23 protein-coding genes are annotated in these 23,013 nt (G+C 59.9%); 17 read left to right on the top strand and 6 right to left on the bottom strand.

Annotated features, from left to right (window positions below; all coding sequences use genetic code 11):
• Positions 1-5: 5 nt before the first annotated feature.
• Entirely contained in the window at positions 6-1,034 is a 1,029-nt protein-coding gene (locus tag C5750_RS24600; protein ID WP_105737796.1) for a 2-dehydropantoate 2-reductase, read from the bottom strand.
• Positions 1,035-1,135: 101 nt separating this feature from the next.
• Between C5750_RS24600 and dapE the strand changes: the two genes are divergently transcribed.
• Positions 1,136-2,323: a succinyl-diaminopimelate desuccinylase gene (gene dapE / locus C5750_RS24595; RefSeq protein ID WP_105737794.1), complete on the top strand. Its 1,188-nt coding sequence runs from the start codon at positions 1,136-1,138 to the stop codon at positions 2,321-2,323.
• 6 nt (positions 2,324-2,329) lie between these two features.
• A complete protein-coding gene (locus tag C5750_RS24590) occupies positions 2,330-2,941 on the top strand; it encodes a hypothetical protein (protein ID WP_105737792.1) in 612 nt (203 codons plus the stop codon).
• On the opposite strand, the gene truA is transcribed toward C5750_RS24590, so the two are convergent.
• Genes truA through def form a run of 4 tightly spaced genes read right to left on the bottom strand, consistent with a single transcriptional unit; the run spans position 2,893 to position 5,641 of the window.
• Positions 2,893-3,678: a tRNA pseudouridine(38-40) synthase TruA gene (gene truA / locus C5750_RS24585; protein ID WP_105737790.1), complete on the bottom strand. Its 786-nt coding sequence runs from the start codon at positions 3,676-3,678 to the stop codon at positions 2,893-2,895. The two genes, C5750_RS24590 and truA, sit on opposite strands and share 49 nt — an antisense overlap.
• Positions 3,678-4,175 carry a GNAT family N-acetyltransferase gene (locus tag C5750_RS24580; RefSeq protein WP_105737788.1) on the bottom strand — a complete coding sequence of 166 codons (498 nt, stop codon included), beginning with the start codon at positions 4,173-4,175 and terminating at the stop codon, positions 3,678-3,680. The genes truA and C5750_RS24580 overlap by 1 nt, the downstream gene beginning before the upstream one ends.
• The gene (gene fmt, locus C5750_RS24575) at positions 4,172-5,101 is read right to left on the bottom strand and encodes a methionyl-tRNA formyltransferase (RefSeq protein ID WP_105738122.1); all 930 of its coding nucleotides are present in this window, start codon (positions 5,099-5,101) and stop codon (positions 4,172-4,174) included. Before fmt ends, C5750_RS24580 begins: the two co-directional genes overlap by 4 nt.
• A 9-nt stretch (positions 5,102-5,110) precedes the next feature.
• Positions 5,111-5,641, bottom strand: a complete 531-nt coding sequence (def, locus tag C5750_RS24570; RefSeq protein WP_105737786.1) for a peptide deformylase — start codon at positions 5,639-5,641, stop codon at positions 5,111-5,113.
• 134 nt (positions 5,642-5,775) lie between these two features.
• Here def and C5750_RS24565 point away from each other — a divergent pair, with 134 nt between their 5' ends.
• The 6 genes from C5750_RS24565 to C5750_RS24540 all read left to right on the top strand — a co-directional run bounded on the left by C5750_RS24565 (position 5,776) and on the right by C5750_RS24540 (position 14,696).
• The gene (locus tag C5750_RS24565) at positions 5,776-7,011 is read left to right on the top strand and encodes a DNA recombination protein RmuC (protein WP_105738120.1); all 1,236 of its coding nucleotides are present in this window, start codon (positions 5,776-5,778) and stop codon (positions 7,009-7,011) included.
• A gap of 153 nt (positions 7,012-7,164) precedes the next feature.
• Positions 7,165-9,180, top strand: coding sequence for a hydantoinase/oxoprolinase N-terminal domain-containing protein (locus C5750_RS24560; protein ID WP_105737784.1), 2,016 nt, complete (start codon positions 7,165-7,167; stop codon positions 9,178-9,180).
• A gap of 107 nt (positions 9,181-9,287) precedes the next feature.
• A complete protein-coding gene (locus C5750_RS24555; protein WP_105737782.1) occupies positions 9,288-11,468 on the top strand; it encodes a malate synthase G in 2,181 nt (726 codons plus the stop codon).
• Between the two features lie 6 nt (positions 11,469-11,474).
• Positions 11,475-11,990 (top strand): DUF3859 domain-containing protein, encoded by a 516-nt coding sequence (locus C5750_RS24550; RefSeq protein WP_105737780.1) that lies wholly within the window; start codon positions 11,475-11,477, stop codon positions 11,988-11,990.
• Between the two features lie 101 nt (positions 11,991-12,091).
• A complete protein-coding gene (locus C5750_RS24545) occupies positions 12,092-12,511 on the top strand; it encodes a GNAT family N-acetyltransferase (protein WP_105737778.1) in 420 nt (139 codons plus the stop codon).
• A 142-nt stretch (positions 12,512-12,653) separates the two neighbouring features.
• On the top strand, positions 12,654-14,696 hold the full coding sequence (locus C5750_RS24540; RefSeq protein WP_105737776.1) for a GAF domain-containing protein: 2,043 nt from the start codon (positions 12,654-12,656) through the stop codon (positions 14,694-14,696).
• Here the strand turns inward: C5750_RS24540 and C5750_RS26705 are convergent.
• Positions 14,683-15,015, bottom strand: a complete 333-nt coding sequence (locus C5750_RS26705; RefSeq protein ID WP_162800121.1) for a hypothetical protein — start codon at positions 15,013-15,015, stop codon at positions 14,683-14,685. The two genes, C5750_RS24540 and C5750_RS26705, sit on opposite strands and share 14 nt — an antisense overlap.
• Between C5750_RS26705 and tsaB the strand changes: the two genes are divergently transcribed.
• From tsaB to C5750_RS24490, 9 genes are all read left to right on the top strand, one after another.
• Positions 14,905-15,594, top strand: a complete 690-nt coding sequence (gene tsaB, locus C5750_RS24530; RefSeq protein ID WP_105737772.1) for a tRNA (adenosine(37)-N6)-threonylcarbamoyltransferase complex dimerization subunit type 1 TsaB — start codon at positions 14,905-14,907, stop codon at positions 15,592-15,594. The genes C5750_RS26705 and tsaB overlap by 111 nt on opposite strands.
• Complete coding sequence (locus C5750_RS24525; protein WP_105737770.1) at positions 15,591-16,094, top strand: GNAT family N-acetyltransferase; 504 nt, start codon at positions 15,591-15,593, stop codon at positions 16,092-16,094. Before tsaB ends, C5750_RS24525 begins: the two co-directional genes overlap by 4 nt.
• 4 nt (positions 16,095-16,098) lie before the next feature.
• A complete protein-coding gene (gene olsA, locus C5750_RS24520; protein WP_425350520.1) occupies positions 16,099-16,965 on the top strand; it encodes a lyso-ornithine lipid O-acyltransferase in 867 nt (288 codons plus the stop codon).
• A 9-nt stretch (positions 16,966-16,974) separates the two neighbouring features.
• Positions 16,975-18,414, top strand: coding sequence for a tRNA (N6-isopentenyl adenosine(37)-C2)-methylthiotransferase MiaB (gene miaB, locus C5750_RS24515; protein WP_105737766.1), 1,440 nt, complete (start codon positions 16,975-16,977; stop codon positions 18,412-18,414).
• Positions 18,415-18,445: 31 nt separating this feature from the next.
• Positions 18,446-19,465 carry a PhoH family protein gene (locus C5750_RS24510; protein ID WP_245421245.1) on the top strand — a complete coding sequence of 340 codons (1,020 nt, stop codon included), beginning with the start codon at positions 18,446-18,448 and terminating at the stop codon, positions 19,463-19,465.
• Between the two features lie 44 nt (positions 19,466-19,509).
• A complete protein-coding gene (ybeY, locus tag C5750_RS24505; protein ID WP_105737764.1) occupies positions 19,510-20,007 on the top strand; it encodes an rRNA maturation RNase YbeY in 498 nt (165 codons plus the stop codon).
• Between the two features lie 5 nt (positions 20,008-20,012).
• Positions 20,013-21,101 carry a hemolysin family protein gene (locus C5750_RS24500; RefSeq protein ID WP_105737762.1) on the top strand — a complete coding sequence of 363 codons (1,089 nt, stop codon included), beginning with the start codon at positions 20,013-20,015 and terminating at the stop codon, positions 21,099-21,101.
• A gap of 57 nt (positions 21,102-21,158) precedes the next feature.
• A complete protein-coding gene (gene lnt / locus C5750_RS24495; protein WP_105737760.1) occupies positions 21,159-22,748 on the top strand; it encodes an apolipoprotein N-acyltransferase in 1,590 nt (529 codons plus the stop codon).
• A 100-nt stretch (positions 22,749-22,848) separates the two neighbouring features.
• A partial coding sequence (locus C5750_RS24490) for a helix-turn-helix domain-containing protein (RefSeq protein WP_146118192.1) occupies positions 22,849-23,013 on the top strand: 165 nt, incomplete at its 3' end.

Genomic DNA, 23,013 nt, shown 5'->3' with positions numbered 1-23,013 from the left:
GCGGTTTAGGCGACGAATTTCTGCCGGATCTCGGCCACCGCATGGCAGCGGACCGGTTGTCCCTCGGCTTGTTTGACGCATGCGATGACCTTTTGCGCCAGGGGCGTGGAAATGCCCTTTTCCCTTGCCAGCTTGACAACGACACCCTGGAGATAATCGATCTCGGTGGTCCTGCCGCGCGAAAAATCCTCCCACATGGATGAGCGCGCCCGCGGATCGATGGCCAGCATCCTGCGGGCAACACGCCGGAACAGAAAATCGGGCAGTCGCAGAATCCATGGCAGTATCGCTGGTGAGACGCCCTGGACCGGCGCTGCAACGATGCCATGGGCTTTCATGACCTTGAGGCCTTCGCCCATCTGATCGGCAAGCAGAACGCGCCAGTCGCGGTCGGCAAGCTGTGTGGCAAGCGGCAGGTTTGACAGGGCGTTGAGCGCATTGTTGAGGTTCATCATCAGCTTGCCCCAGAGAATGCCTTGCATATTGTCGTGCGGGCTGACCGGAAGGTCCGGTGTCGACAGGGCCTCGGCCAGGCCCTCGGCGTTGTTTTCAACAAGGATCGTGCCCTGCGTGGTGCGGCGTACACTCAGCGGCAGCGCGCCTGCATCTGATTGGACGACGTTGAAAGGCACCATTCCGGCAACCACGGTCATGCTCTCCGGGAGGTTTTCTCGGAGAACACCGGCATTGCCGATACCGTTCTGCAGACTGACGACGATACAGTCAGCGGGTGCATGGCTGGCAATCACCCCCGCCATTTCTTGCGTCGCACCGCTCTTGACGGCCACGAGAATGATCCGCGCCTTGTCGAAGGCAGTGGCAGGGTCCTGCGTGAGGGAAAGCCGGTCTGGCGATAGAAGCCGCTCCGTGCCGTCGAGATTGACAATTTTCAAACCGGCGCGCCGGATTTCGTCCGCCACGCGCGGCCGGGCCAGGAACGTGACGGCCTTTCCGGCGGCGGCAAGCTGGCCGCCGACATAGCAGCCGATGGAGCCGGCGCCTGCGACAACAATACGGCCATTGTTTTCAGTCATCGGCGAGCCCCGGTTTGACGCAATCGTCAGCCATTAAAACAGATGCACGCATTGCGATCCAGTGCGTGACAGGATGCTGCTTTTGGATTATCGCTTTGCACATGACATCCTCGACAGATCCCATAAACAACCTCGCCCAACTCATTGCTTGTCCATCGGTTACACCGGCGGAGGGCGGTGCTCTCACCACGCTCGAAGCCATGCTGGCGCCGCTGGGCTTTTCCGTTGAGCGCCCGACCTTCAGCGAAGACGGGACGCCTGATGTTGAAAATCTCTACGCCAGACGTTCGGGCAATGGGCCGCATCTGATGTTTGCCGGTCATACCGACGTTGTTCCCGTCGGCGACGCGGCGGCCTGGACCTACCCGCCATTTTCGGCGGCGATCCACAAGGGCGAGATGTATGGCCGCGGTGCGGTTGACATGAAGGGCGGCATTGCCTGTTTTGCCGCCGCCGTTGCCCGCCACATCGCGAAGAATGGCGCTTTGAAGGGCTCGATTTCCTTCCTGATCACCGGCGATGAGGAAGGCCCGTCGATCAATGGTACCAGCAAGCTGCTGGAATGGGCCAAGGCCAGGGGTGAAACCTGGGATGCAGCCATTGTCGGCGAACCAACCAATCCCGACAAGCTGGGCGACATGATCAAGATCGGCCGGCGCGGTTCGCTCTCGGGAACGGTCACCGTTCATGGCGTTCAGGGGCACGCGGCCTATCCGCATCTGGCCGACAGCCCGGTTCGCGGACTGGTGACGTTGGTGGACAGCCTGCTCTATCCGGCTTTCGACAAGGGGACGAAGAACTTTCAGGCGACCAATCTGGAAGTCACGACGATCGATGTTGGAAATCCTGCTGTTAATGTCATCCCGGCCAAGGCAACCGCGACATTCAATATCCGTTTCAACGACACATGGACCGATGAGACGCTGATGGCGGAAATCCATAACCGTCTCGACAAGGCATCCGGGCGGCGCAAACTGCGGCCAGGCCGGAAAACGCCGGTTAATTACGAGCTTGTCTGGCGCGACCGGCCGAGTCATGTCTTTCTCACCCATGATGAAAAGCTTATCGGCACGCTGACCGCTTCGGTTGAGGCCGTGACCGGCAAGCGGCCGCAGCTGTCCACCTCGGGCGGTACATCCGATGCGCGCTTTATCAAGGATTACTGCCCGGTGGTCGAGTTCGGGCTCGTCGGGCAGACCATGCACATGGTGGATGAGCGCGTGGCGGTCGCCGATTTGGAAACGTTGACACAAATTTACGAGCGGTTCATTGCCGACTTTTTTGCCTGAGCGACCATGCTGAATTTTGAAGACATCCAGCGTTATTTCTGGGGCTCATGGCGGATCATGAACGGCCATGCCGACGGTCTGGAATTCTTCGATCTGTCCGAAGACGGCTTCTGGCAATCGTTCCATGCGATCACGGTATCGCTGCCGCCTTTGATATTGAGCTGGATTGTTTTTGCCAATGATGTGGTGGCCTTCCGGCCTGAAACGGGAACCCGGCTTTCCCTGATCGGCCGGATCGCCTTTGTCGATTTGACCGCATGGGTCCTGCCATTGGCGGTGCTGCTTTTCGTGGCCCCGCGCATTGGCCTGCGCAGCCGCTTCAGTGTCTATGTGATCACCAGCAACTGGGGCTCCGCATTGGTGAACTGGCTGGTTGTGCCTGCCACGCTGATTCATATTTTCATGCCGACGCGGCCGCAGTTCTCGCTGGGTGTCGACCTCGTGCTCAACGCCGTCGCGCTCGTTTTGACCTATCGATTGACACATGTGGCGTTGAAGAAAACCTATGCCTATACGACGGCCTTCTTCGCCATTCTGGTTACCGGATATATTATTCTGGTGGTCGTTCTTCAGAGCGTGCTGGGAATTGCCATGCCGGAGCCGATCACACTCGGGTAATCCACACCGACGAGGTAGAGGCCATAGGGCGGCGCGACAGGACCGCAGGCCTTGCGGTCCCGGGCGGCAAGCGCATCGCTGACATCGTCGGCCGTCCAGCGGCCGCAACCCACTTCGTTCAACGTTCCCGCAAATGACCTGATCTGGTTGTGCAGGAACGAGCGCGCGGATGCCCTGATCTCGATGATTTCCCCGTTGCGCGCGACACTGAGGTGATCGAGCGATTTGACCGGGCTTTTTGCCTGGCACTGGGTGGCGCGAAAGGTGGTGAAATCGTGGGTTCCGACCAGCCGTTGTGCCGCCTCGTGCATTGCCTGTGCATCAAGCGGTTTCTTCACCCACCATGCGCGGAATGCTTCCAGTGGCGCGGGCGGACGGCGATTGATGATGCGGTAGAGATAATGCCGGCCCGTGGCGGAAAAACGCGCATCGAAATTCTCGCTCATCCGCTCGACATTGATGATCCCAACGGTTTCTCCGGCCACGACCAGATGGGCGTTGAGCGCCTCGCGCACCTTGGCGCTGCTCCAGTCCTTGGTCAGATCCACATGGGCAATCTGGGCAATCGCATGCACGCCCGAATCGGTGCGGCCTGCGGCGCCAAGGGAGATGGTTTCGCCGCAGAACTTGAAGATGGCCTGCTCGATGGCTGCTTGAACGGTATGGCCGTTTTCCTGCCGCTGCCAGCCCGCATAGGGGGTGCCGTCATATTCGATGGTGAGCTTGTAGCGCGGCATCAAAGGCCCTCGAACGCTCTGGAGTAGACAAGCGTTCCCGACAGAGGTGCATCGCCGAAAGCCAGCGCCTGCAGATACGCGCCCTGATATTGGCTGATAAAACCCGATGCCCGCGCATGGGTGTAGCCGAAGCGGCCGTAATAGCCGGGGTCGCCGAGGACAACGGAAAGGGTTTCGCCCATGAGCGCCAGCTGTTCGTGTGCAGCCTTGATCAGTGCGGACCCGATGCCTTTGCCCTGATGGGCGGAGGCGACACTGAGCGGTGCCAATGCAACTGCGTCAAAGCTGGTTCCATTCTCAACGCGCAGCCTTGAAAACAGGATATGGCCCGCCAGCGCGCCATCGAACTCCGCAACCAGTTCGAGAACGACATCGCCATTGCCGCTGAGTTGCGCGACAAGCTTTGCTTCATCCGGCCCGTCAAAGGCCTCTTCGAGGATAGCTGAGATCAACGCGCGGTCCGCGGGCTGTACGCGACGAATGGCGATGCTGCTCATGGCAGCTTGGCCCCTTGCGCAATCTTGGCGCCACGCTGAAATTCCTGCCCGTCCATGGCCTTGCCGCCCGCCCGCTGCAGCGCGCGCAGACGCACCGCACCTTCTCCGCAGGCAACGCGCAGATCGTCATCGAGCACCGTGCCCGGCACGCCGGCACCGGTCGCAAGCAGCGAGCGCAGCAACTTGACGCGTTCGAGGCCGTCACCGATTTCCATCTCGCACCAGGCGCCGGGAAACGGTGCCAGACCGCGAATGCGGTTATGGATGTCAATGGCTGGCAGGGTCCAGTCGATGCGGGTTTCAACCTTGGTGATCTTCGACGCGTAGGTGACGCCGTCTTCCGGTTGCGGGGTCAGGGTGAGGCTGTCCCGTTCGAGCGCAGCCATGGCGCGCACCATCAGGTCTGCCCCGATCATGCTGAGCTGGTCGTGCAACTCGCCCGCTGTCGTGTCGGGTGTGATCTTGACCTTTTCGGCCATGGCGACCGGGCCCGTATCCAGCCCTTCATCCATTTTCATGATCATCATGCCGGTTTCGCTGTCACCCGCCATGATGGCCCGCTGGATCGGCGCGGCGCCGCGCCAGCGCGGAAGAAGCGAGGCATGGCCGTTGTAGCAGCCAAGGCGCGTGCCTTCGAGAATGGCGGTCGGCAGGATCAGGCCATAGGCCACGACGATGGCAACATCCGCATTGAGGTCACGGAACGCCTGCTGTTCCTCGGGACTGCGCAGGCTTTTGGGCGTGCGCACTTCAATGCCGAATTCCTCGGCATTGCGATGAACGGGGGAGGGAGTCAGCTCCAGCCCGCGCCGCCCGGCGGGGCGCGGCGGCTGGCTGTAGACAGCGACGATCTCATGGCCCTGGCCGATGAGCGCGTTGAGAACCGGTACGGAGAATTCCGGGGTTCCCATGAAGACGATGCGCAGGCTCATGGCTTACACCGCCAGCCGGCTCGGAACGCGATCCTTGGCAAGCTTCTTGAACTTCTTCATCACCATTTCACGCTTCAGGCGCGAGATGTAGTCGATGAACAGAACGCCGTTGAGGTGGTCAATCTCATGTTGAAGGCAGGTCGCCAGCAAGCCGTCAGCCTCGATCTCGTGCTTCTTGCCTTCGATGTCAAAATAGGCAACGCGCACTTTTGCCGGGCGTTCCACTTCCGCATAGTAATCCGGAATGGACAGGCAGCCCTCTTCATAGACATTGCGCTCGGTGCTGGAAGACAAAATCTCGGGGTTGATGAAAACCTGCGGTGCCTTCGGTTCGTCTTCCTTGGCAAGGTCGATCACCAGCATGCGCAGCGGTTCCGCCACCTGAATGGCGGCCAGGCCGATGCCCGGCGCGTCATACATGGTGTCGAGCATATCGTTGGAGAATTTGCGCAAATCAGCGTCAAAGCGCTCCACGGGTTTGGAAACCTGGCGCAACAGCGGATCGGGAAGAATGACAAGCGGTTTGATAGACATGTGCATCACCTAATATCTCGGCTTTCAACCGTCAATCCGACACAAACGGCATTTGTGCCGGCATGACCATCATTTGTAAAAATGTTCTTGTTTTGATCTCACATTTGCCATCCGAATCGGTTAGTCTGCTTGCCATGGAAACATCACATTCACTCGACCAGCCATTGTTTCAGCTTGGTGCCAGTTCAATATCGGTCGGCACCGCGCTGATGACCGCGGCTGTCATCGTTGCCCTTGCCATCGTCCTGTGCGGGATTGCGCTCTGGCGTTCGGCGCGGATACGGCTGATCGCGGAAGTCCAGGCGGAAGACCGTGCGCGCGATGCGGAAGTGCGGATGGCTGAGATCCTGAAGAGCCAGTCCGAGATGCAGGGCCGCATGCAGACCATGGCCGAACTTTTCGGCTCCCGCCAGGCTGAACTCAACCAGTCGATCCGCGAGCGCCTTGACGGAATGACCAGCCGCATCGGCCAGACTATGACCGAACAGACGCAGTCGACCCATGAAAATCTGGCCAAATTGCAGGAGCGGCTGGCGGTCATCGATACCGCACAGAACAATATCCAGTCGCTGGCCGGACAGGTTGTCCAGCTGCAGGCGATCCTCGCCAATAAGCAGACGCGCGGCGCCTTCGGCCAGGCGCGCATGGAAACCATCATTGCCGATGGCCTGCCGCAGGGGGCCTATGAGTTTCAGGCCACGCTCTCCAATGGAAGCCGGCCGGATTGTATCGTTCGCATGCCGAATGGCGCTCCCAATCTGGTCATCGACGCCAAATTTCCGCTGGAAGCGTGGAATGCCATCCGCGAGTCCGAAACACCGGACACGAAGAAACTGGCGCTTGCCCAGTTCCGCCGGGATATCGAAATCCATATTCGCGATGTGTCGGAAAAATACCTGATCAATGGCGAAACCCAGGATACGGCGTTTCTCTTTGTGCCGTCGGAATCCATCTTTGCCGAAATTCATGAGAATTTCGAAGGCATTGTGCAGAAGGCCCATCGTTCGCGCATCGTCATCGTTTCGCCGTCGCTGCTGATGCTGTCCATTCAGGTCATTCAGGCGGTGCTCAAGGATGTGCGCATGCGCGAGCAGGCGCATCTCATCCAGGGCGAGGTGATCCGCCTGATGGAAGATGTCGGGCGTTTGGATGACCGGGTCCGGCGGCTGCAGACGCATTTCGGTCAGGCCAGCAAGGATATTGACGATATTCTCGTCTCGTCCGGCAAGGTGACAAAGCGCGGCCAGAAGATCGAGGCGCTCGAATTTGTCGATCCGGCGGCCGGCGAACCCTCAAAGGGACCGGATGCCGGCCGTTCGGCAGCATCGGCAACGGGCCAGCTGCGCCTGCGCGTGGTGGACGAGGATTAACGGTCATCCCCGCCGTGACGTAACGGGCCGTCACGTAACAAGATTCGAATAGTTCCGGCACTGTTGTGCCGTTGCGGCGGCAAATGTCAGAATCAGACCACTGGTCGTCTGCGCCGTCATGGGATAACCCTGCCACAAACGGCGCAGGGCATCATGGCTGATTCACAGATAGAGAACGCGATTTTCCTCGGTATTGATACGGGCGGCACCTATACGGATGCGGTTCTCTGGTCGGAGGCGCGCGGCGTCATCGCCAAGGCCAAGGCTCTGACCACGCGCCACGATCTGAGTGTCGGCATCTCCGGGGCGGTCGAACGCATTGTCGAAGAGGCTCGCGTTGATCCGGGCCATATCCGCCTTGTCTCCATGTCGACCACACTGGCCACCAATGCCCTTGTCGAAGGGCAGGGCGGGCGGATCGCCCTTGTCATGGTCGGGTTCTCGCCAGCCGATCTGGAGAAGGCGGACCTTGGGTCTGCCCTTGGCTCCGATCCCGTTGTCTTCCTGCCGGGTGGCCACGATGTCTACGGCCGTCCGCAGCCCTTCGATGTCTCGGCGCTTCAGGAGGCCTTGCTGCGCCTCAAGGACGAGGTGACGGGCTTTGCCGTCTGCGCCTATTTCGCCGTGCGCAACCCTGAGCATGAGATTGCCGTTCGCGATCTTGTACGGGCGCAGACGGGTCTGCCTGTCACATGCAGTCACGAGCTTTCGGCCAAGCTGAACGGTCCGCGCCGTGCCCTGACGACCGTCCTCAATGCCCGGCTCATCGCCATGATTGACCGTCTCGTGGCGGCGACCGAAGGGTTTCTCGACCGGCGCGGCATTCACGCGCCGCTCATGGTGGTGCGCGGCGATGGCGCGCTGGTCTCGGCGGCATTTGCGCGGCACCGCCCGATTGAAACGATCCTGTCGGGACCGGCTGCCAGCCTTGTCGGCGCACGCCATATGACGGGCCTCGACAATGCCATTGTGTCCGATATTGGCGGAACAACCACGGACGTTGCCGTTCTCGACAATGGCCGTCCCCGGCTCGATCCCAACGGCGCCACCGTCGGCGGTTTCCGCACCATGGTCGAGGCGGTGGCCATGCGCACGTTCGGACTGGGGGGCGATTCCGAAGTGTCGCTGGACGACAATGCCATGGCACCGCGCATCATGCTTGGACCAAGGCGCCTGGTGCCGCTCTCCCTGCTTGCAGCCAATCACGGCGCAACGGTCATCGATCATCTGGCGCGGCAGGTGAAGACGGCCAATCCTGGACGTCTGGACGGGCGTTTCGTGCTGCGGACCGGCGTGCCCGAACAAATGGCTTCGGGATTGAGCAAGGGCGAAGCCGAGCTTTACGTGCGGATCACCGGTGAACCGCAGCCGCTCGACCGGCTTTTGAATTCCGTTTCCCAGACCGCGACGATCAACCGGCTGGTGGCGCGCGGGCTCGTTCATCTCTCGGGTTTCACGCCGTCCGATGCCTGCCATGTCCTCCACCTGCAGAACAATTGGAACGGCGAGGCGGCGCGCTACGGCGCCATTCTCTATGCCCGGCGCAAGGATGGGGCGGGCCGCCCTTTGTGTGATACGCCGGAAGAGATTTCGCGCCGCACCTATGACGCACTCATCCGCCGCTCGTCGGAAGTGGTGCTGGAAACCGTCTTTGCCGAGGATGGATTGGATGGTCCCGACATGGTGGCCAGCCCACTGACCCAAAGGGCGCTTTCCGGCGAAGGCGGCATTGCCGGCATCAAACTTGACATCGACCGGCCGCTGATCGGCCTGGGTGCTTCCGCTCCCGTCTATTATCCCGCTGTCGGAACCATGCTGGGCGCCCCGAGCATTGTTCCCGTCGACACCGATGTCGCCAATGCGCTGGGAGCTGTCGTCGGACAGGTGCGCGTGTCGGTCGAGGCCTATATCAGCCAGCCCGTTGAAGGGATTTTCCGCGTGGCGGCGGGAGAGGCTGTGAAGGATTTTCAGGAGGAAGAACTGGCGATTGCCTTTGCCGAGGAAACACTGCAGGGGCAGGTTCGCAGTTTTGCGCTGGAAGCCGGTACCGATGAAGCACAGGTAACGATTGCCCGGAACATCAGCGCGGCGACGGTTGAGGATCAGCGAAAATTTATCGAAGCGGTGCTGGTTGCAACCGCCACGGGCAGGCCCCGCATCGCCCACTGATTGATTATTTCCATTATGGCATAAATCATGTTCATTTAGGATGAATTGACGGGGAATGCTTTGGTGTGTTCAAGGGTACGCTAACAGAAAATCTGAAGGAGTATGGTATGAGCGAGCGGGTCGAGATCAATGGTCTGAAGGTGGCGAAAGAGCTCTACGACTTCGTGGCACAAGAAGCGGTCGCCGGAACGCCGGTCAATGCCGATGCCTTCTTCCAGGGACTGGCGGCCATCGTCGATGACCTGTCGCCGAAGAACCGGGCCCTGCTCGCCAAGCGCGATGCATTTCAGGAAAAGCTTGACGCGTTCTATCGCGAAAAGCGCGAGACGGGATACACGCCGGAGCAATATGAAGCGTTCCTGCGGGAAATCGGCTATCTGCTGCCCGAGGGCGGAACGTTCTCGGTTTCTACCGACAATGTCGATCCGGAAATCGCGGTAACGGCGGGACCGCAGCTGGTGGTGCCAGTCATGAACGCCCGTTACGCGCTGAACGCTGCCAATGCGCGCTGGGGTTCGCTTTACGATGCGCTTTATGGCACCGATGCCATTCCGGAAACCGGCGGCGCGGAAAAAGGCAAGGCATTCAATCCGCTGCGCGGCGCCAAGGTTATCGCCTGGGCCAAGGCCTTTCTCGATGACAGCGCGCCGCTCGATGGCGCACACTGGGCCGATGTGACCGGTCTTTCCATCGATCACGGCGCCCTTGTGCTCAGGACTGCCAATGGGATTGCCCCGTCGCTGAAGGATCCGGCGCAGTTCGTCGGCTATAAGGGCGATGCGTCCAGTCCATCCTCCGTTCTCCTGGTGAAGAACGGCATGCATGTGGAGATCGTCATCAATGCCGGTCATCCCATCGGGAAAACCGATCCTGCCAATATTGCCGATGTGGTGCTGGAATCGGCACTCACGACCATTCAGGACTGCGAGGATTCCGTTGCTGCCGTCGATGCGCAAGACAAGGTTGTCGTCTATCGCAACTGGCTCGGCCTGATGAACGGCGACTTGCAGGATACATTTGAGAAGGGCGGCAAATCAGTCACGCGCAAGCTCAATCCCGACCGCGACTATACCGGGAAAGACGGCAAGCCGCTGACGCTGCCCGGCCGTTCGCTCATGCTGGTGCGCAATGTCGGTCACCTCATGACCAATCCGGCTATTCTCGACAAGGATGGCAATGAGGTGCCGGAAGGCATCATGGATGCGGCAATCACCGGTCTGATTGCCCTGCACGATGTCGGCCCCAAGGGCCGCCGCATGAATTCGCGTGCCGGTTCGATGTATGTTGTCAAGCCGAAAATGCACGGCCCGGAAGAAGTCGCCTTTGCCTCGGAGCTGTTCGGACGCGTTGAAGCGCTGCTCGGCATGCAGCCCAACACGATGAAGATGGGCATCATGGACGAGGAGCGCCGCACGACGGTCAACCTCAAGGAAGCCATCCGCGCGGCGAAGGAACGGGTTGTTTTCATCAATACCGGCTTCCTCGACCGCACCGGCGACGAGATCCACACCTCCATGGAGGCGGGTCCGATGATCCGCAAGGGGGACATGAAGCAGGCATCGTGGATCGGCGCCTATGAAAACTGGAATGTCGATGTCGGGCTTGAATGCGGCCTTTCCGGCCATGCGCAGATCGGCAAGGGCATGTGGGCCATGCCGGATCTGATGGCAGCCATGCTTGAACAGAAGATTGCCCATCCGAAGGCCGGTGCCAACACCGCATGGGTGCCGTCGCCGACGGCCGCCACGCTGCATGCCACCCACTATCACAAGGTTGATGTGGCCGAGGTACAGGCAAAGCTGAAGACGCGCGGCCGCGCCAAACTCGGCGATATCCTGTCGGTGCCGGTCGCTTCGCGGCCGAACTGGACACCGGACGATATCCAGCGCGAACTCGATAACAATGCCCAGGGCATTCTGGGTTATGTCGTGCGCTGGGTGGATCAGGGCGTCGGCTGCTCCAAGGTGCCTGACATCAACAATGTCGGCCTGATGGAAGACCGCGCCACCTTACGCATTTCCGCCCAGCACATCGCCAACTGGCTGCATCATGGCGTGGCCGGCGAGGCGCAGGTTCTGGAAACGCTGAAGCGCATGGCCGGTGTCGTCGACAAGCAGAATGAAGGCGATCCGCACTACCAGTCGATGGCTGCGGATTTGGATGCCTCGGTGGCGTTTCAGGCGGCTTGCGATCTGGTGTTCAAGGGGCGGGCGCAGCCGAACGGCTATACCGAGCCGGTCCTGCACCGCCGCAGGCTGGAACTGAAAGCCAAGCGCGCGGCTGCCTAGCAGCCAATGCGCGCTCTTCGCCTCCTGGCTCTGGTGCTGCCGGCATTGCTGGCGGGGCCGGGGCCTGCGAGGACGCAGGGCGCAGAACCCGCCATTGAAATCCTCAACTGGGGGCTGACGCGGGCGAAGGATGTCGGCACTGAAGCGGCACCGGATACGCCGACCGGCTATAACCGGCTTGTTGACGGGCCGGTGGACGTTGTCAGGGCCGACAAAATCATCGCCTGCCTCGGGACCAGTTTCGGCGTGATGTATGCCGCTTTCAACATCCCTGATTTCCAGGTCGTGCCGGTCATGATCATTGTCCGGCATCCGGTGATTCACACGCCCGATGGCCGCAGCATGCAGCGCAGCAGCTGGCCCGACGGCGCCATCCGGCAGCAGCGCTATGCGGGATGGGTGTTCGAGAAAAGCTACGAGCTGGTTTCCGGTGTCTGGACCTTCTCATTGCAGGACACGCATGGGCGCGAATTTGCCGCCAAGAGTTTCGATGTGACCGCCGGAAGCTGCCCCATATCCTGACGGATGCCCGATGCTTTTCGATCAGCGGCGTTGCCATCATCTTGTTATCCCAGCCGGATAGTCCTAACCATCCTTGCCCGGATACAATCGGAGGTCTGACCATGTTGACGATAACCCGCGAAGCGGAACCCGACGAGGCAACGCAGCTGGCCATCGAGGCGGGGCTTGAGGGTTTCAATACATCGAAAGCCGGACCGGAAAATGCCGAGGACTTCTGGATTATTGCGCGCGATGCGGACGGCAAGGTACAGGGCGGCGTCAAGGGATGGTCATCCTTCTCCTGGCTGTTCATCGACTGGCTGTGGGTGTCCGCCGATGGGCGAAAGGGCGGGACGGGCTCGCGCTTGCTCGGCGAAGCGGAAGAGGTGGGCCGGGCGCGCGGATGTGTTGGTGTCTATCTCGAAACATTTACCTTTCAGGCGCCGGAGTTTTACCGGAAACACGGTTATGTGGAATTCGGCAGACTGGAAGGCATGCCGCCGGGCCATGACTGCATCTGGTTGAAGAAGGCGTTGGACTAGCGCGGCCGTAAGCGCATGTCTCCCTGCGGACACGCGGATCGTGGGAATTCGCAAATAGCAATTGTCACGGTGCAGAATTAGACTATTTGATAATCACGAAAACTCCTGTGTCTCTCACATAATTTGGCGATTGGGTTTATCCATGAGCGATTTGCCCCATTCAGTTCTGCAGGACGCCCACCGGCTGGCTGCCCTTGCTGAATATGATGTCCTCGATACACCGTCGGAGCCGGCGTTCGATAACATTGTTTCTCTTGCCAAACAGATTTGCGAGACGCCGGTTGCTTTGATCAGCCTGGTTGCCGGCGACCGGCAATGGTTCAAGGCGCGGTCCGGGTTTGAGACCTGCGAAACACCCCTCGAGCAATCGGTTTGCGCACATGCGCTGCCAACGGGTTCCGTGCTGATCATTCCGGATCTCACGCTGGACGAGCGAACCCGAAACAACACGCTGGTGACGGGAGAACCCCATATCCGGTTCTACGCCGGAGCAGTTCTCAATACACCGAGCGGTGAGGCGATCGGAACCCTGTGCGTGATCGACAGCGTGCCGCGCCCCGGCGGACTGACCGACGCACAGACCGAGGCCCTTCAGGACCTTGCCGAGCAGGTCATCACCATTCTCGAGTTGCGCCGCGTGCTGGAAGACCGCAACGATGTTGTTCTGCAGCAGCGGCGGTCGATTCGCTCCAGCCTGAAACGCGCTCTGTCGAGCGAGGCGGCGCGCAACAAGCAGTACAGGGTCGATGGATGGCTCGGTCCCGCGCAGCAGGCGGGCGGCATCGGGGCATTCGAACTTGATCTCAAAACCAACATCGCCCGTGTCACACCCGAAATGTGCCGGCTGTACGGGCTGGCGGAAAGCGAGCAGTATTCCGCTCCCACGTTCGAGGCGCTGACCTATGAGGACGACAGGCATCTGGTCTCCGATCAATCGTCGCGCCTTGATGGGAACGTCATGCTTGATATCGAATACCGGATCCGCCGTGCCGATGACGGGTCGTTGCGCTGGCTGAGCCGCCGTGGCGAGCTCGTCCATGACGACGCCGGCCAGCCCGCGTTTTTCCGCGGCACGGTCCAGGATGTCACCAAGCGCAAACAGGCAGAAATCCGCCAGGCTGCCCTTCTCGAACTCGGCGACAGCATTCGCGACGCCCGTACAACCGGTGAAGCTGCGGAAATTGCCTCGAGGATTTTAGGTGAGAATCTGGGCGCTGGCCGTGCGGGTTTTGCCATCATCGATCTGACGGCGGATCTTTTCAATGTCGAGCGCGATTGGACCGGGGAAGCGCTGAAGTCCATGGCCGGCCGCCACTCCCTGGTCAATTTCAAGGCAACGATCAAGAACTCGCAGATCGGCATTCCAATTGCCGTCTCCGACATACCGGGTACGGACTGGCTGACACAGGATTATGACGGCTATGCCGCCCTCCAGGCCCGGTCGTTCATCAATGTTCCGCTGATGCATGCCGGTGAACTCGTGGGGCTGATGTTCGTTCACGATGAAAATCCAAGGGATTGGCAGACCGACGAGATTCAGTTTGTCGTCAGCATTGCCGACCGGACCTATGCGGCGATTGCCAAGCTGCAGGCTGAACATGAGCAGGGCATTCTCAATCAGGAATTGAGTCATCGCCTGAAAAACACGCTGACCATGGTCCAGGCCATTGCCACGCAGACATTGCGCGATGCGCCGCAGGATGCGGTCGAGGCATTCAAGCAGCGCCTGATGGCACTCAGCTCAGCGCACAATGTGCTGTTGCATCAGAACTGGTCGGCGGCGCGTATCCGCTCGGTGCTGGAGAGCGTTCTGGCATTGCACGGTGAAACATCGCAATTCATCCTGCGCGGTCCCAATCTCAATCTGGGACCAAAGGCCGTTCTGTCCCTGTCATTGTTGCTGCATGAGCTTGCCACGAACGCTTTGAAATATGGCTCGCTGTCCAACAGGCAGGGCACTGTGGAGATCAGTTGGGAAATTCAACGTGCCCAATCACAGATGGAGTTTGCGCTGACATGGCGCGAGAGCGGCGGTCCGGCGACAACCGCCCCTGACAAGAAAGGGTTTGGCTCACGCCTGATCCGTTTCGGTCTGTCGGGCACCGGGGATGCCGATATCCAATATGAGAAAGAAGGGCTTGTCGCACGGTTCAGGGCGCCGCTGGCGCTGATCATGGATAATTGATCAGGATCTTTGGCCGTGCCTTGCCGGACGGCCGGCGGCGCGCAGGTGAACTTTGGTATGCATTGTTTGCCGCATCGGATATAGCCTTCCCGATCAAGGCGATAATCGGCATTCGGGTCGAAAAGCCTTCTGCAATTTTGACCAGATTAATGAATGCCACCCCGAACACTACTTGTTTGCTGGCTGATTCTTGTTTACGCGATTGGCCATGAAACTGCTTGCGCTTGATACGGCCTCCACTCGTTGCTCCGTTGCTGTTCTCGATGTCGAAACCGGGACTGTGCTGGCGGCAACGAGCGAAGATATTGGCAAGGGACATGCTGAACGTTTAATGGCCTTCATTGAGCAGACATTGAAACACGCAGCGGTATCGATCAGTGCCATCGGCAAGATCGCGGTCAGCATCGGCCCCGGATCGTTTACGGGCGTGCGCGTCGGCGTTTCCACGGCGCGCGGCTTTGGACTTGCCTTGCAATGCCCGGTCGCGGGTGTCAGCACACTTGAAGCATTGGCTTTTGATGCACGGCGTGCATTTCCGGGGCGTCCCGTCCTGGCGATTATCGATGCGCGGCGCGATGAGATCTATGCGCAGTTCTTTGCGCCGGATGGGTCCGCGGATTCGGCGCCCGGTGTGACAACCCTGCCGGAGGTGTTCTCTGCCTTGTCGGAACGGCCGGGCGATCTGGTCCTGTCCGGTTCGGGTGCGGCGCTCGTCAATGACGGCATGGAACACAAGCTTGATGTGGCCGTGACCACGTCGACGGGAACGATCGAAGCCTTTGCCCGCCTCGGCGCTCTGCGCGCGGTTGATGGCGAAGCGCCAAAACCTCTCTATCTGCGCGGGCTCGATGTCAAGCCGCAGCAAGGTTTTGTCCTGCGAAGGAAGGTCTCGGAATGATGGGCTTTCCCCTCGGTAATCTGCGCAACCGTCCCTTTGTCGTCGAACCGTTGGTGAACGCGGATTCGATCCACCTGGCAAAGCTGCATGCCCTGACATTCAGCCAGCCGTGGAGCGATGAAGAATTCCTGGCGCTGATGATGCAAGGCAATGTTTTCGGCTTCATCGCGCGGGAAGAGGGCAAGCGGTCCGCTCCCCCCGGCGGCTTCGTGCTGGCGAGGCTGGTTGTCGATGAAGCAGAAATCCTGACCATTGCGGTCGCGCCATCTGAACAACGCCGTGGTCTTGGCCACGCCCTGATGGACGCGACTTTACGTCATCTGCACAATGCCCGGGCGGAAATGCTGTTCCTCGAGGTGGATGAGACAAATATGCCGGCCCTGACACTCTACCGCCGTCTTGGCTTCAAACAGGTGGGCAAACGTCCCGGTTACTATGAAACTGCGGGCGGACGCTCTGCGGCCCTGACCATGCGCCGTGATCTGAAGCGGGCGCGCTGACATGATGTCCTGGGTTCGGTTCACCGTCACGGCAACGGCTTTTGCGCTGGTCACCCTGATCTCGGTGCCATTGCAATATTTTTTCCTCAAGGCCGGCTGGGGTTTGCGCAAGAGATTTCCGATTTTCTATCACCGCATCGTTGCCAGGTTGCTTGGCCTGCGCATCCACATGCATGGGGACATGGCAACGCAGCGCCCGTTGCTGCTGGCGGCCAATCACGCATCGTGGACCGATATTGTGGTGCTGGGCGCCCTCAAGGAATTGTCATTCATCGCCAAGATCGAAGTTGCGAGCTGGCCGCTGTTCGGCATGCTCTCCAAATTGCAGCGCTCTGTCTTCGTGGAGCGGGAAAAGCGCGGCAAGACCCATGATCAGGCGAGCGAGATTGCAACCCGTCTGGCCGCTGGCGACGTCATGGTGCTGTTTGCCGAGGGGACAACCTCCGATGGCAATCGTGTCCTGCCCTTCAAGACGTCACTCTTTGGTGCCGCCCAGGTGGCCATTCGCGAAACCAGCGTGGAAACAGTGACGGTGCAACCCGTTGCCATCGCCTATACGCGCGTACACGGCATGCCGATGGGCCGTTTCCATCGCCCGATCATTTCGTGGCCGGGCGACGTGCCGCTGGGGCCCAGTCTGATCGGGCTTTTGAAGGATGGCGCCATCGATGTCGATGTCTGGTTTGGCGAGCCGATGACGATCGACAGCAAGACAAACCGCAAGACCCTGGCCCGGCTGATGGAGAAGCGGGTAAGGGAGATGATGCTGTCGTCGCTTCTCGGGCGGGATCTTATCGCGCCGGCAGATGAAACGCCGGAGTCAGTCGCTCCCGTCGACTCAGCTATTCTCAAAGAGCGCAAAAAGCTTTAGAAGCCTCGCATGGACGATATCAGCACCCCGCATAAACCGGACGAGACATCCGGAACCCGACCCATTTCGCCAGCACCTGCGAACACGCGCAAGGTCTATGTGAAGACCTATGGCTGTCAGATGAATGTCTATGACAGCCAGCGTATGACCGACAGTCTGGCGGCGGAAGGCTATAGCCCGACCGATACGGCCGATGACGCCGATCTGGTGCTGATCAACACCTGCCATATCCGCGAGAAGGCCTCGGAAAAACTCTATTCCGCGCTTGGCCGCCTGCGCAAGATGAAGGATGCCCGCACCAGGGAGGGCCGTGAACTCACGGTCGGCGTCGCCGGTTGCGTGGCGCAGGCGGAAGGTGACGAGATCACCCGCCGCGCCCCGGTGGTTGATCTGGTGGTCGGTCCGCAGACCTATCATCGCCTGCCGCAGGCGCTTGCCCGCGTCAGGCAGGGCGAGCGGGTCGTGGAAACCGAATATGCCATTGAAGACAAGTTCGAGCATTTGCCCGTTCCGCAAAAGGAGCAGACGAGAAGCCGCGGTGTGACCGCTTTTCTCACCGTGCAGGAAGGGTGCGACAAGTTCTGCACGTTCTGCGTGGTGCCCTATACCCGTGGCTCGGAAGTCTCGCGGCCGGTCGCGCAGATCCTGAAGGAAGCCGAAAAGCTGGCGGATGCCGGTGTGCGCGAACTGACCCTGCTTGGCCAGAACGTCAATGCCTGGCATGGCGAAGGCGCCGACGGGCGCGAGTGGGGATTGGGCGAATTGCTGTACCGGCTGGCAGAGATACCCGGCATTGTGCGCCTGCGCTACGTGACCAGCCATCCGCGCGATATGGATGACACGCTGATCCATGCCCACCGCGACCTGCCGATGCTCATGCCCTATCTGCACCTGCCGGTTCAGTCGGGGTCGGACCGCATCCTCAAGGCCATGAACCGCAAACATACGGCTGCGGATTATGTGCGGCTCATCGACCGGATTCGCGAGGCGCGCTCGGACATTGCCCTTTCCGGCGATTTCATTGTCGGCTTTCCCGGTGAGACAGACGAAGATTTCGAGGCGACGCTGCAGATCGTGCGCGATGTCACCTATGCCGCGGCCTATTCGTTCAAATACTCGCCGCGTCCCGGTACGCCAGGCGCTGATATGGAGGACCATGTCCCCGAAGCCGTGAAGGACGAAAGGTTGCAGCGCCTGCAGGCATTGCTGTCGGAACAGCAATATGCGTTCCAGCGCAGCCTGACCGGCAAGACCATGGACGTGCTGATCGAAAAGGCCGGGCGGGAACCCGGACAGATGGTCGGCCGATCTCCCTGGTTACAACCTGTAATTATCGATGTACATGGCGGGGAAATCGGCGACATAATCAGGGTACGAATCATCGGCACGGGAACCAACAGCCTGATTGGGGTTCGTGAGATGGAAACGACGAGCGACGGGACTATATAAGCACTGAACACCTTTTGGTAAGGAGAGCCGATTGACCGCCACCGAAAAGCTGAAACCCGCTCCGTCAGGGGCCTCGGATCTGGCGCATATCGTACTGACATTCGACAACAACCGGCTGGCAAGTGCATTGTTCGGCCAGTTCGACGAGAACCTCGCCCGCATCGAGCAGAAATTGGGTGTCGATGTCCGCTCCAAGGGAAACCAGCTTGCGATCCGCGGCGAACCGGGCGCGACCGAACAGGCCCGCAGGGCTCTCGATCAGCTCTATGAGCAGTTGCAGAAGGGCCATGACATCTCGGCGTCCGATGTGGATGGTGCGTTGCGCATGGCTATTGCCGCCGACGACCAATTGACGCTTCCCACCATGGAAAACAAGAGCAAGATGGCTGCTGCCCAGATATCGACCCGCAAGAAGACGATTTTTGCCCGCACACCCACGCAGGACGCCTATATGCGGGCGCTCGACCGCTCGGAAATGGTGTTCGGCGTCGGCCCCGCCGGTACCGGCAAGACCTATCTGGCCGTTGCCCATGCCGCCATGCTTCTGGAGCGCGGCCTGGTGGACCGGATCATTCTGTCGCGCCCGGCCGTGGAGGCCGGCGAGCGCCTGGGATTCCTGCCCGGCGACATGAAGGAAAAGGTCGATCCTTACCTGCGGCCGCTATATGACGCGCTGTATGACATGATGCCTGCCGACAAGGTGGAGCGGGCCATCGCGGCCGGTGTGATCGAAATCGCGCCGCTGGCTTTCATGCGCGGGCGCACGCTCGCCCATTCGGCGATCATTCTCGATGAAGCGCAGAACACGACATCGATGCAGATGAAAATGTTCCTGACGCGTCTGGGTGAAAATGCCCGCATGATCATCACCGGCGATCCAAGCCAGATCGACCTGCCCAGCGGGCAGAAGTCCGGATTGGTCGAAGCCTTGAAGATTCTCGACGGCGTCAGCGGTATCGTCACGGTTCGCTTTACCGATGTCGATGTTGTCAGGCACCCGCTGGTTGCGGCCATTGTCCGTGCCTACGACAAGGAAGGCGCCAAGCCCTGACGTATCTTTGATCATCAAAGATATCTAACACGTGATGGTACATTTTGATCGATATCGATATTCTCGTTGAAACCGGCGGCTGGCCCGAGGAGGCCATTTTGCGGACGCTTGCCGAAAAGGCTATTGCTGCAGCATGGCAGACATTGGATGGCGGGGAACAACCGGAGAGTGAACTAAGCCTCGTCTTCACCGGCGACGCGGCGATCCGGGAACTGAACAATGACTGGCGCGACAAGGACAAGCCAACCAATGTCCTGTCCTTTCCGGCTTTTCCGGTCAAGCCCGGCCAGAAACCCGGCCCCATGCTCGGCGACATCGTCATCGCGCGGGAAACGGTCGAGCGCGAGGCGGCGGACGAACAGAAATCTTTCGACCATCATTTGACGCATCTGATCGTGCACGGCTTTCTGCATCTGCTGGGCCATGATCATATTATCGAGAGCGAGGCGGAAGAGATGGAAGATCTGGAGCGTAAAATTCTCGCGCGTCTTGCCATTCCCGACCCATATGCGCTATCGGTCACTGACGATCAATCCGATTGAGGACCATGTCTGACACGTCGCACCAGAACGATCCTGCCGCGCCCGCCAAGGGCATAACCGGGCAGGAGAGTGACGCCGAGGGGCAAAGTAGCACCAGAGCGCCCGCAACCGAAAAGCGCTCGCTTCTCACTGCAATTTTTCCATTTCTGCGCGCTCGCCCGGGCACATCCTTGCGAGAGGATATCGATGCGGCGCTGGCAGGTACGGATAATGGCGATACGGCGTTTTCGCCGGAAGAACGCGCCATGCTTCACAACATCCTGCGCCTGCGCGAATTGCGCGTGGAGGACGTGATGATCCCCCGCGCCGATATCGAGGCGGTTGATATCACCACCACACTTGGCGATCTGCTCGAGGTTTTCGAAAAATCCGGGCATTCGCGCATGCCGGTTTTCGCCGAGACCCTGGATGATCCGCGCGGCATGGTGCATATCCGCGACGTGGTCAATTACATCACCAAGATTTCCAGGGTGAAGACCCAGCGCCGGACATCGGCCAAGACCCCCAAGGCACCGGCGGTTGCCAAATTTGATCTGGGCAATGTCGAGTTGACCAAGACCATTGCGGAACTCAGCCTCATGCGGCCGATCCTTTTCGTGCCGCCGTCGATGCTTGCCAATGATCTGATGGGCCGCATGCAGGCACAACGCATTCAGATCGCGCTGGTTATCGACGAGTATGGCGGGACCGACGGTCTGGTATCGCTGGAAGATATCGTCGAAATGGTCGTCGGCAATATTGAAGATGAGCACGACGACGACGAAGTGATGATCATGGAAGAGCCGGAAGGCGTCTTCATTGCCGATGCGCGCGCCGATCTTGAAGAGGTTGCCGGAAAGATCGGGCCCGGCTTTGTCGTTGGCGAACATGGCGAAGATGTCGACACGGTCGGCGGCCTCATCTTCTCGATTCTCGGGCGTATCCCCGTGCGCGGAGAGATGGTCCAGGCGGTTCCGGGCTACGAGTTCCATGTGCTGGAAGCCGATCCCCGCCGTATCCGCAAGGTCCGCATCGTGCCGCTGCGCCATGCCGAGCGCCGCCCGCGTTCTCCGCGTCCGGGTGCGGCGGATGAACCCGCTGAAATGGACGAATGATTGGCGCAAGTCTCACCCGCTAATATTGACGAAAAATCACCAAGGGTGGGGCATGGCATGATCCAGCGTCTGGCCGGAAAAATCATCCTGCTGTGGGGATGGAAGCGTGTTGCGCTGGCATTTCTCATGGGCGCGCTGGCCAGTTTCGCGCTGCCGCCCTATGATTTTTTTGCCGTTTGCTTCATCTCGTTTCCGGTTCTTGTCTGGCTGATCGACGGTGCCGTCGACAATGCGGGCGCCGGGCCTTTGCGCAGGCTTTGGCCGGCTGCCATGATTGGCTGGTGGTTTGGTTTCGGCTATTTCGTCTTCGGCCTCTGGTGGCTGGGGAATGCGCTGCTGGTGGATGCTGCCGATTTTGCCTGGGCCATCCCGCTTGCCGTGCTCGGGCTACCGGCCTTTCTCGCCATTTTCTATGCCTTTGCCGCAGCGCTGGCGCGGCTGTTCTGGAGCGAGGGGCTGGGCCGCATTCTGTCGCTGGCCTTTGCCTTCGGCATCACGGAGTGGCTGCGATCCTTTGTGCTGACCGGCTTTCCCTGGAATGCGATCGGTTACGCGGCAATGCCGGTGCCCGTACTCATGCAGTCATCGGTCTTTGTCGGTCTCCTGGGCATGAATGCGCTGGCTGTTCTGGTGTTTTCCATACCCGCATTGCTTGCGGGCCGCCGGGATATCAGAACAGGCCTGGTTGTCGCGTTGATCCTGGTAAGCGCCCATGCGGGGTACGGGGTTTACAGGTTGCAGACAGCAAGCCTCGTCACGAAGGGCCCCAATGTGCGCATCGTGCAGCCGTCAATTGCGCAGGACCTGAAGTTCGATGTCGAAGCGCGCCGCGATATTCTGGATAAGTATCTGGCCATGAGCGGCAGGCCTGCCCGATCCGGCGCTCCCGAACCTGAAGTGATTGTCTGGCCGGAAACTGCCGTGCCCTATATCCTGACAAAAACCCCCGACGCGCTGCAGGCGATTGCCGGGATGCTGAAAGAGGGACAGGTGCTGCTGGCCGGGGCCGTGCGGATGGAAGAGCCTGGAGGCAATCAGCCGCCGCTGTACTACAACACGATCTACAGCATCAATGACACCGGTGAGATCACCGGCGCCGCCGACAAGGTACATCTGGTTCCGTTCGGGGAATATCTGCCGCTCGAAGGCATCCTGCGCAGCCTGGGGATGAGCGAGGTTGTAGAAATGCCCGGCGGCTTTACCGCAGGCTCCTCCAAGCAGTCGCTCAAGGTGAAAGACAATCTCACCGCTTTGCCGCTCATCTGCTATGAAGCGATTTTCCCGGCTGAAATGGGGTATCAGGGCGCGGCGGCCGATGCGATCATCAACGTTACCAATGATGCGTGGTACGGCGATACGCCCGGCCCGTACCAGCACTTCCGCCAGGCGCAATTGCGTGCGGTCGAACAGGGCATGCCGCTTGTCCGGGCCGCCAACAATGGACTATCAGCGGTTGTCGATCCCTATGGTCGAATCATTGATGCCCTGGCGCTGAATGCAGTGGGTGTGGTCGATGCGGCGCTTCCCGGTAAGGTTCAGCTACCATTAAGTGAAGGCTTACGCAGATTTCAATTTCTGATTGTAATCGGTCTGCTTTTTGCCGCCGTACTGGCGTATTTTTATCGGGACAGAAGGCGTCTCGGTTGACTTTTTCACCTTTGCCCTGTCGAATACCGTTATATTTGGTCTGTTGATACATTGATGATAAAATTAGTTTTCAGCCCCATTTCATACGAATGAGATTTTCATGCCCGATAATAAAAAGCGACCGAACCCAGTTGACGTCCACGTGGGCGCCCGAATCCGTCTGCGCCGGAATATGGTTGGCCTCAGTCAGGAACGACTAGGCGATAGCCTGGGAATTACATTTCAGCAAATTCAAAAATACGAGAAGGGTGTCAACCGGGTCGGT

This window comes from Phyllobacterium myrsinacearum, from assembly GCF_002980555.1.
GTDB classification, from domain to species: Bacteria; Pseudomonadota; Alphaproteobacteria; order Rhizobiales; family Rhizobiaceae; genus Phyllobacterium; species Phyllobacterium myrsinacearum.
This window is presented reverse-complemented; position numbering and strand designations above follow the sequence as displayed.